Raw genomic sequence first — 8,798 nt, 5'->3', positions numbered from 1 at the left:
GCTCAATGATTAATACTGATTGTTACATAAAAGTAATTTTGTGTAGTCACTCAGTTCATTGATTATTTTTATTTGCTTTCGCAAACAGTGATTATCAACTCACAAGTGCCCACACAGATTGATTTGGTTAAATTGTTAAAGAGCATTTCTTCTACTTTCAAAGCATTCAATCTTATCAGCGAAGAGGACGGTCATTTTATTCATTTCAGATAAAGTGTCAAGCACTTATTTGAAATGAATATTGATAACTCATCACACTAACCTTTCCTTCCAACCCCTTACGGGACGGGCTCTCCGTGTCAGTGAGGTCGCATTATAGAGAGTTCGATCACATTAGCAAGTACTTTATCTATTTATTCTTAAAATTTGATTCAATTGCATAAATAGGCATCAATATGCTTAGTTATAGTTCACTTTAACGCTAAAAATAGACCACTTAAGGTCTAATTCTATCTATAGCACTGCAAATCATGACCTAAAAAATAGAATCAATAACTAATAATTTAAAATCATTCATTTAGAAGGTGATAATCATACAAAGCACAACATAAGACTCCCTCTTATATATCGGCACTCGTATAATTCATTAAACTTATACTTTTATCGGTCGATACATAGGTTAAATGTCGCTTATATTTTCTCGGAGCAAATAAGCATGAAGTTAAAAACACAATCTTACGTCCTCGCAGCTATTATTTTATGCTCTCTTATATTAATGACAGCAACAGGGCTATGGACATTACGTATTGCTAGCTCTATGGATAATAAATCTCGAGTTACTGAATTATTCCAAACAACCTATAACCTAATTACCAATATGGAAGAAATGGTAAGGCAAGGAAAAATAGAAGAGGATAAAGCCAAAGAGCTCACAATTACAATTTTACGAAACAATATCTATAAAGATAATGAATACGTATATGTTGCAGATAAAGACCTAATGTTCTTAGCTGCTCCTTTAGATCCTCAACTTCATGGTACCAGCTTTCATGAGTTCCGTGATAGTGAAGGAAAAAGTGTTGGCCAAATTTTAGAAAATGCCATAAATCAAAATCCATCAGGCATGGCTGAATATACATGGTCTTTAAAAATGCCAGATGGAAGTATTGATAAAAAGCTTTCTATTGCAGAAAAAACACAAGATTGGAATTGGATTGTAGGCACTGGTATTGGAGAAACAGAAGTTAATTCTCGATTCTGGTCTACAGCTCAATGGCAATTTGGTTTAGCCTTTATCATTGCGAGTTTAATTTTTAGCATTCTAATGATTTCAATGAAACGTATGATTTCATTATTAGGTGGCGAACCTAAAGATGTCCACTCTGCAATCCAAACTGTTGCTGCTGGTGAGATTGTTACTCAATTTACAGAAAAAGCACCTGAAGGCAGTATTTATCACGCAGTTCAAACAATGAATTTATCATTAGCAGAGTTAGTTGAACATCTAACTCAAGCAATGCTTGCGTTAAAAGCTGAGTTATCTGATGTTCACTCTAGAGCAGGGACTGCAAGTGAATTGACTGAAAACCAGCACCAATCAACAGAGATGATAGCAGCGGCGATTACTGAGATGGCTTCTTCTGCTAATAATGTAGCAGATTCAGCACAAGAAACAGCCATTACTACAGACGAAGCCGATAAGCGAAGTGTTCGAACTCAAAAATTAATTACTGCGACCGTGTCTAATATAGAAGGACTTGCTGAACAATTAAATACAGCAAGTACTGCGGTTTCTGAATTAGATAGCAATGTGAACAACATTGTTAAGGTTCTTGATGTCATTGGTGACATTGCAGAGCAAACTAACTTACTAGCCTTAAATGCAGCAATTGAAGCCGCTCGAGCTGGTGAACAAGGCCGAGGTTTCGCTGTTGTTGCTGATGAAGTTCGTAATTTAGCTGGAAGAACTCAAGGTAGCACAAAAGAAATACAGTTAATGATTTCAAACTTACAAGAAGGCTCTCGTAACGCAATAACTAGTATGGAAATCTGTGCCGAAACCAGTAAAAGCACCGTATCTGAATCTCAAAATGCCTCCGATGCTCTACAGCAAATTGTTACTGCCCTTGAGTCAATTTCAAGTATGAGCCATCAAATTGCAAGTGCGTCTGAAGAACAGAAACACGTAAGTGAAGACATTACTCAACGAGTTAATATGATAGAAGAAAGTGGGCAGCAATTAGCAAGTGTTGTCGCAGATAGTAAACAAAGTACTCATACCCTAACTGAATTAGCTGATGATTTAGATACTTGGTTAAACAAATTTCGAGTAAATAGCAATCTAGATAAATAGTGATAATGTAAGATTACTAGAAGTTATAAGAAAGCAGACATTGATTGTCTGCTTTTTTTATAACAAACATCTAATACCATTCTGGATAAGTAATTGTTCAGATAATTGCGTAGGAAAAATCGATTATAAAAAAGCATAAAAAAAGCCTCGTCATTTCTGACGAGGCTTTTAAATGTGGCTCCCTTTGCTGGACTTGAACCAGCGACATACGGATTAACAGTCCGCCGTTCTACCGACTGAACTAAAAGGGAACAGATTTTACGTCTCATTACGAGAATTAATGGTGCCGACTACCGGAGTCGAACTGGTGACCTACTGATTACAAGTCAGTTGCTCTACCTACTGAGCTAAGTCGGCACACTAATTTTTCATTGCTCGTGTTAACTAATATTAAGCACCAACAATTTAATATGGTGCCCGGAGGCGGAATCGAACCACCGACACGAGGATTTTCAATCCTCTGCTCTACCGACTGAGCTATCCGGGCAACGAGGTGTATTAAACGGCTTTTTACCTCTCTGGTCAACTAATAATTTAAAAAAAAACACCTTTTGGTTGAAATGCATTCGCAATGGTTGTTTTTATAACATTTTGATTAAAAAATAACTCTACTTTTAATAGCTTAAGAAGCGTTTATTAGTTTTTACGCAAATAAACCTTAATCGAAATAAATGACATCCTCTCTAACATCTGCACACTAAAGAGGAGTTACCAATTTATCAAAATTAAAAACCAAAAATGTCAGTTAACCAAGCGGCTGGTGTATTTTTCTTTTCACATTCTGCTTTATATTGACCTTTAATATCCCAAATAGGTACATTTTCCTTGCCAGAACAATTCGGTTTCAGCGTTTTATTTTCTTGTAAGTCAAAATGAGCTGTCGTTACTTCATTTGGCCACGGTAAATTAAAAACCTCAGGTGATCTCATACTTAAATAATCAGAATAAACTCTTAACGCACCACTCGAACCCGTTAATTTCATTGGTTTATTATCGTCTCGGCCAAGCCAAGTAATAGCAACTTCTCTCCCATCAATACCTGCATACCAGCTATCTCTTGAGTCATTACTTGTTCCGGTTTTTCCAGCCAATGCTGCCCAGCTGTATTTACTATTTAAAAATCTTGCCGTTCCTTCACTCACCGTTTTTTTCATTCCATAAATAGTCAACCAAGTCGCTTGCTCAGGAACAACTCGTGACGAACGAGGAAAGTTCTCATAAAGTAATACCCCATCTGTATTCACCACCGCTTTTAATGCCGTAAGAGGCGCTTTTCGTCCACCATTGCCTAATGTTTGATACATCTGAGCCACTTGATGCGGAGATAAACTAATTGAACCAAGTAGCATTGATGGTACTTGATTAATCTCTTGAGCATTCACACCAAGTTTAACTAATGTATCTGTCACCTTATTAAGGCCAACCATCAAACCTAAATTAACGGTTGGAACATTTAATGAGCGAGAAAGCGCATAATACAAAGGAACCTGACCTCTAAACTTTCGATCATAATTTCTAGGCGTCCATGTTGTCCCTTTGCTGCCTTTTAATGAAATTGGTTTATCATCTAATGTGGTCGCTAATGAATATTTATCTGGGCTTTCTAATGCTGATAAATAAATAGCAGGTTTAACTAAAGACCCAATTGGGCGTTTAGCATTGATCGCTCTATTAAAGCCATCAAATCCAGTTCGACTACCACCAATCATAGCTCGGATCTCTCCGCTTTGACGATCGACGATAACCATTGCTGACTCTAAGCCTTTTCCCACTCGTTTTTCTAACTGAGGAACAATTCGCTCAACTGCTTTTTCTGCTTTCTGTTGTGATAATGGATCAAGCGTCGTAAATACTCGTAATCCCTCACCTCTTTGATAAGCCTCTCCCGCTTTTTCTTTTAACTCCCATTTTAATTGTTGGAAATAAGCAGGTTGTCTTGTTGAGATGCTTGCACGCTTTTTGACATCCAATGGACGGCTTGCTGCCATTTCATATTGACGAGGAGAAAGAATTTCTTCTTGCATCATCAAACGTAATACTAGATCACGACGCTCTTTTACACGTTCAGGGAAACGCATTGGATTGTAATAGGATGGGCCTTTAACCATACCAACCAACATGGCTAACTGATCAATTCTTAATTCTTCTATTGGGCGGCCAAAATACACTTGCGCTGCTAATCCAAAACCATGAATTGCCTCCCCACCAGTTTGCCCTAGATAGACCTCATTCAAATACGCCTCTAAGATCCTATCTTTGCTATAACGGTAATCTAAAATCAGAGCAATATAAGCCTCACGAACCTTACGCCATAATGTTCTTTCACGAGATAAGAATAAGTTCTTTGCCAACTGTTGGGTTAATGTACTCCCCCCTTGAACCGTTCTGCCTGCTTTGGCATTAACCACCATTGCACGAGCTATCGCTAGTGGAGATACACCATCATGCTGATAAAAGTCTCTGTCCTCTGTAGCTAATAGTGCATCAACCATTACTTCTGGAAATTGCTCTCTACGTAAGAATAAACGCTGTTGGTCATCATCCGCATCTAGCATCCCTAAAAATTGAGGCTCTATTTGCAAAAAGCCCATTTGTTTTTTCGCCGTACGGTTTTCAATTTTCTGTAGGCCATCAGAATTGAAATAAAGCATTACATGACGATCTGGTTCTGGTCCTTGTTGGAATTCAAATGGACGGCGAATAAGCTCTATTTTTGTTGATGATGATGAATACTCACCTGAACGTTGAGGTTGACGAACCTTCTGATACTTTAATAAATCCAGTTCTTTCTTAACCGTTTGCAAACTGATATTTTGCCCAGGAGCCAATGTTAGAACTCGGCTATATACCACGGTAGGCAAAGTAAATAATTGACCATCAAAGCGATTCTTAACTACGGTATCCAAATAGATCCCAGCAATAAGTAGAATCGCCAATACAACAAGGCTTAGTTTAAAACCGAGTATCATTAACCCTTTCCAAAAAGAACGAGGCGACTGAGCTTTTTTCTTACTTGTCGATTTTCTTTTTACTGGTGTTTTTTTCTTTATCACCGCTTTTTTAGGTGCAGTTTTCGCTGGTACTTTTTTCTTTTCAGCCATGAGAGTTCTTTTCAAGTTAGAGAATTAATTAAAGTGACGTTTTGTTTTTTTCGTTGCTTGATGAGTCGCTGGATCATCGGGCCAAATATGTTTTGGATAACGCCCTTTCATTTCTTTTTGTACTTCTTTATATGAGCCTCGCCAAAAGCCAGCTAAATCACTGGTTGTTTGTAATGGCCTCTGAGCTGGAGATAACAATTCCATGACCAATTTTTTTGTACCTTGCGCTAATAAAGGGGTTTGCGCTTCGCCATACACCTCTTGCATTCTTACTGAAATCTTAGGTTCCGATTGCAATTGATAACTGATCTTTGCTTTTGTTCCTGTTGGTAACAAATAATACGTCGGCAAATATTCATTAATAAGCTTCATAATATCCCAACCTACATAGGCTTCTAATGCGCTAATAAGGTTAATGCTCTTAAGTTGCTTATCGTTTTTTATGCCATTCATAAAAGGCAATAACCATTGCTCTGCACTCTCAAGTAACTGCGCTTCACTCATAGCAGGAAGAGAGATCTCTGGTAACCATTCTTCACAGCACAACAAGCGAGAATGTAAAGCTTGTACCTCTTTATTCCAATCGAGGCTCTCTATTCCTTTTCGCTTAAGCATATTAAGCAATGCCAACGAAATTTTGTCAGAGTCTGGTGAACTCATTCGCTCTTTTTGCAGAATGACCCGCCCTAAATACATACGTTTTTCAGCGACTATTCTTCCTGACTTCTCATCCCAATCCACATGCTCTTTTTCAATCATTAAATGAGAAACAGCACTGAACAAAGATGATTTGGATAAGGATGCCGCAAGAAAAACATAACTGCGATTTTGACTGCCTTTTAGTAAGTCCACCACCACTAAATAATCGCTTTGTGCTATCGATTCAATTTCATCAACTTGTACACCATGGCCATTCGATAATTGAAATTGACCTAGAGTTCCTTTTGCTATCGCTAATCTATCAGGAAAACCTAATGCTAATACCTCACCAATAAGAACAATTGAAACCTGAGTTATGTCTGCCTTTACAGATAAAGTGCGAGCCAGTAGCTGAACTCTTTGTTGATACTCTGTCTGTTTTGGGTAGCGACCTTCAAGAAATAAAGAAAGATGAAAGCTAAGATCTTTTGATTGTACTGATTTAGCTGGCTCTTCTATGATTGGCAACATAAATAAAGCCGTTTGCAGATGTGAAGCTGATTGAGTGCTAGCTTGTAATAATGCAGCAGCAAGGCGAGGCTCTATATTCAATTGCTGTGATTTTTCCCCCAATATAGAAAGCTGACCTTGCTTATCAATCAAGTCTAATTGAGATAATAAAGACCGAGCTTGTTGAATATTGCCATCAGGTGGCGGGGTTAACCATTGAAGATCCAAAGGGGTGATAACTCCCCACTTTGTTAACTCCAAAACCAAAGACGAAAGATCAGAAGATTCTATCTCAGGTATTTGAACTTGGGGCTGCTGTTGATATTGAGATTCACTGTATAAACGAATACATACCCCGGGTTCCAATCGTCCTGCTCGCCCTTTTCTTTGCTCAGCAGATGATTGAGCTATTCGTTTTTTCTCTAGCTTAGTGATCCCTGTTTTTGCATCAAACGTTACTTTTTGCTCATAGCCACTATCAATAACAATGCGGATCCCTTCAATAGTTAAACTGGTTTCAGCCACGTTGGTTGCGAGAACTATTTTTCGCTCACCTTTCAATGCTGGTTTTAATGCTAATTGCTGCTTTTTTGCATCGAGTTGACCATATAAAGGCCTAACGACAATATCAGAAGAAAGATCTTTTAATCTCTCTTCCAACTGTTTTATTTCACCTACTCCAGACAAAAATACGAGTATTGAACCTGTTTCATTTAATAATGTTTTGCGAATGGCTTGCTCAGTTGCTTCCACAATTCGTTGGTTTGTTTTAAGAGGGGTATAAGATGTTGCCACCGGAAACATTCGCCCATCCGACTCTATATATGCAGCTCTTGGCAATAACGTCTGTAATGCCAATTGATCTAAGGTGGCAGACATAATTAATAACTTAAGATCATCTCTTAGCGCTTCTTGCACTTCCAAGGCAAAAGCTAATGAAGTATCAGCATGAATACTTCGCTCATGATATTCATCAAAAATCAATAATCCAACACCTGACAATTCAGGATCTGATTGGATCATTCGAGTCATCACACCTTCCGTCACAATTTCCAATCGAGTTTGAGGGCTAACTTTAGTTTCACCTTTGATTCGAAACCCAACTTGCTCACCGACTTTCTCACCTAATTGAGATGCTAAGTAACTCGCGATATTACGAGCAGCCAACCGTCTTGGCTCTAACATTATTATTTTGCCATTAACCACTTGTTCTTTTAATAGCATTAAAGGCAGATGTGTCGACTTACCTGCGCCTGTCGATGCTTTTAAAATGAGTTGAGAATGGTTCTGTAATTTCTCAATCAGTGATGGGATCACTCTTTCAATGGGTAACTGTGACAATGGGTTCGCCCTATGGCATTATCTTGAATTAAACCATTGTACAAAAAAACAGTAGTTAAATGAAATTTGAACCTAAATTAGAATCTGGAATATTAATAAAACGTTATAAACGCTTTTTAACAGACATAGAATTACCAGATAAAAGTGAACGAACTATCCATTGCGCCAACACAGGTGCAATGACTGGCTGTGCAACACCTGGCAATACGGTGTTTTTTTCAACATCCAGTAACCTAAAGCGCAAATACCCTAATAGTTGGGAGCTCAGCGTCACAGAAAAAAATCACATAATATGCGTTAATACTATTCGAGCCAATCAATTGGTGGTTGAAGCCATTAACAATAAAAATATTGATGAGTTAAATGAGTACACTACACTTAAAACCGAAGTGAAATACGGCTCAGAAAATAGCCGAATTGATATACTACTTAGTGAAGATTCACTACCTGACTGCTATATTGAAGTAAAGAGCGTTACGTTATTGGGAGACCAAGGCCAAGGATTCTTTCCTGATGCCGTCACAACACGAGGGCAAAAACACTTACGAGAACTGAGTGAAATCGCCCTTAATGGAAAAAAAGCAGTATTATTTTTCGCTGTTTTACATTCAGGCATTGAAAAAGTATCAATCGCACACCATATAGACCATCAATATTATTCTTTATTATTAGATGCGATTGAAAGTGGGGTTACCGTTCTCTGCTACCAAGCAGAGATGTCATCAAAAGAGATGAAGATCGTACGCAAGCTACCTTTTTGTATTTAGCTGCTTTATTTAGCAATGCTTACATTCTTTTTAAAAAAAGTGCTACGTTCTTGCTACTGGATCTCAATTGGTGAAATCAATATTTGATTGCCTCTTTTCTTTCTGTTATAGATAGCGCCCTCATTTGGCTAGTGAGAGTCAAAGACG

The 8,798-nt window shown here is 38.0% G+C and carries 4 protein-coding genes and 3 tRNA genes; 2 read left to right on the top strand and 5 right to left on the bottom strand.

The genetic code is table 11. From position 1 onward, the window contains the following. Window positions 1-655: 655 nt before the first annotated feature. A complete protein-coding gene (locus PVK71_RS05505; RefSeq protein WP_274419477.1) occupies window positions 656-2,293 on the top strand; it encodes a methyl-accepting chemotaxis protein in 1,638 nt (545 codons plus the stop codon). 175 nt (window positions 2,294-2,468) lie between these two features. Here the strand turns inward: PVK71_RS05505 and PVK71_RS05500 are convergent. The 5 genes from PVK71_RS05500 to hrpB form a co-directional block, all read right to left on the bottom strand. Next, window positions 2,469-2,544, bottom strand: a tRNA-Asn gene (locus PVK71_RS05500). Window positions 2,545-2,574: 30 nt separating this feature from the next. Next, window positions 2,575-2,650 (bottom strand) — tRNA-Thr (locus tag PVK71_RS05495). 54 nt (window positions 2,651-2,704) lie between these two features. Continuing rightward, window positions 2,705-2,780, bottom strand: a tRNA-Phe gene (locus PVK71_RS05490). Window positions 2,781-3,018: 238 nt separating this feature from the next. Then, window positions 3,019-5,394, bottom strand: a complete 2,376-nt coding sequence (gene mrcB / locus PVK71_RS05485; RefSeq protein ID WP_274419476.1) for a penicillin-binding protein 1B — start codon at window positions 5,392-5,394, stop codon at window positions 3,019-3,021. A gap of 24 nt (window positions 5,395-5,418) precedes the next feature. After that, window positions 5,419-7,884, bottom strand: a complete 2,466-nt coding sequence (hrpB, locus tag PVK71_RS05480; protein ID WP_274419475.1) for an ATP-dependent helicase HrpB — start codon at window positions 7,882-7,884, stop codon at window positions 5,419-5,421. Window positions 7,885-7,943: 59 nt separating this feature from the next. Here hrpB and sfsA point away from each other — a divergent pair, with 59 nt between their 5' ends. Next, window positions 7,944-8,651 (top strand): DNA/RNA nuclease SfsA, encoded by a 708-nt coding sequence (sfsA, locus tag PVK71_RS05475; protein WP_274419474.1) that lies wholly within the window; start codon window positions 7,944-7,946, stop codon window positions 8,649-8,651. Window positions 8,652-8,798: the final 147 nt, after the last annotated feature.

This window comes from Aliivibrio sp. S4MY1, assembly GCF_028765545.1.
GTDB lineage: Bacteria > Pseudomonadota > Gammaproteobacteria > Enterobacterales > Vibrionaceae > Aliivibrio.
The sequence above is the reverse complement of the archived record's forward strand: the minus strand, read 5'-3'. Positions and strand labels throughout refer to the sequence as shown.

Coding starts and splice junctions, on each gene's coding strand:
- PVK71_RS05505 (WP_274419477.1), top strand. CDS start 656: ATGAAGTTAAAAACACAATCTTACGTCCTCGCAGCTATTATTTTATGC.
- mrcB (WP_274419476.1), bottom strand. CDS start 5,394: ATGGCTGAAAAGAAAAAAGTACCAGCGAAAACTGCACCTAAAAAAGCG.
- sfsA (WP_274419474.1), top strand. CDS start 7,944: ATGAAATTTGAACCTAAATTAGAATCTGGAATATTAATAAAACGTTAT.